The sequence below is a fragment of the Paenibacillus zanthoxyli JH29 genome (assembly GCF_000520715.1).
In the GTDB taxonomy this organism is placed as follows: Bacteria; Bacillota; Bacilli; order Paenibacillales; family Paenibacillaceae; genus Paenibacillus_AQ; species Paenibacillus_AQ zanthoxyli.
In genome coordinates this window covers 1-1286 of record NZ_ASSD01000711.1, presented here as the reverse complement: position 1 = coordinate 1286, position 1286 = coordinate 1, and the positions used below count along the sequence as shown (strand labels likewise).

Genomic DNA, 1286 nt, shown 5'->3' with positions numbered 1-1286 from the left:
CGTTAGTCATAATGAACGAGGCGGCCCCAATCGCTTAACGTAGGTTGCAATTGGTAACAATGTGTAGTGCATTCTACTAAAACCAAATGCAGAGCTACATTCGAAAGGAGCCGCTACTATGAAGGATTTCACAAAATTTGTTGGTTTAGACGTATCAAAAGATTCAATTTCTGTTGCAGTCGCAGACACAGGACGTGGTGAACCACGCTTTCTCGGAAACATTCCGCACACTCCCGAAGCTATTCGCAAGTTCATGAAAAAAATAGGTACTCCTGAGCAGTTGCATGTATGCTATGAAGCAGGACCAACAGGGTATGGTCTTTTCAGGTTTCTTATCTCTCTTGGAATTGACTGTGTTGTTGTAGCACCAACACTTATTCCTAGGCGTACAGGAGATCGGATTAAAACGGATCGAAGAGATTCATTAAGACTTGCACAACTACTTCGAGCAGGCGAACTTACACCTGTGTGGACTCCCGATGAAGACCATGAAGCATTGAGAGATTTAGTTCGTGCAAGGCATGATGCTAAGGAAGACTTGCAACGAGCTCGCCTTCGCCTTGTCCAATTTTTGCTTCGGCATGACCTGCGTCCCCAAAAAGGAACACGCAATTGGTCGGTCAAACATCGTGAATGGTTAGACAGTCTTCGTTTTGAAAAATCATCATTACAGATTGTTTTTCAAGAGTATCTTCATGCCATTGATGAAGTGACCGACCGGATGAAGCGCATTGAAGCTGAAATTCATGTCCAAGCCATGAGCAGTGTTCACGCCCCGGTCATCCAGGCTCTTCAAACCATGCGCGGGGTTGCAGAAGTAACTGCGACCACACTGGTAGCCGAAATAGGACAGTTCTCTCGTTTCTCGAGCCCCAGGCAATTAATGTCTTACGCTGGACTTGTTCCTAAAGAATATTCAAGTGGGGCTACCAGGTGGCAAGGGTCCATCACCAAGGTAGGGAATGCTCACATTCGTCATGTCATCGTAGAATCAGCGTGGGCTTATCGCCATTCCCCCTCTTTAAAGGGGAAACTCTGTGCTCGTCAGGAAGGACAAGATCCTGAAGCTAAGCGCATTGCCTGGAAAGCTCAGCATCGTCTGCACCAGAAATATCATCAAATAACTTCTCGAGGGAATGCCGGAAAGAAGGCAGCCGTAGCTGTTGCCAGGGAACTCATCGGGTTCATCTGGGCAATTGGTTGTGAAATTGAAAAAAAGCACTCCGAAGCTGGTTTGGTTGCTTAGTGTTCATAAGAAACCCAATATGGTTTTAAAGGGAAGAATT

General features: G+C 46.0%; 1 protein-coding gene. It reads left to right on the top strand.

The window, feature by feature from the left end; all coding sequences use genetic code 11:
- The first annotated feature begins 118 nt into the window (after positions 1-118).
- Positions 119-1246: an IS110 family RNA-guided transposase gene (locus L691_RS0127355; protein ID WP_025693364.1), complete on the top strand. Its 1128-nt coding sequence runs from the start codon at positions 119-121 to the stop codon at positions 1244-1246.
- Positions 1247-1286: the final 40 nt, after the last annotated feature.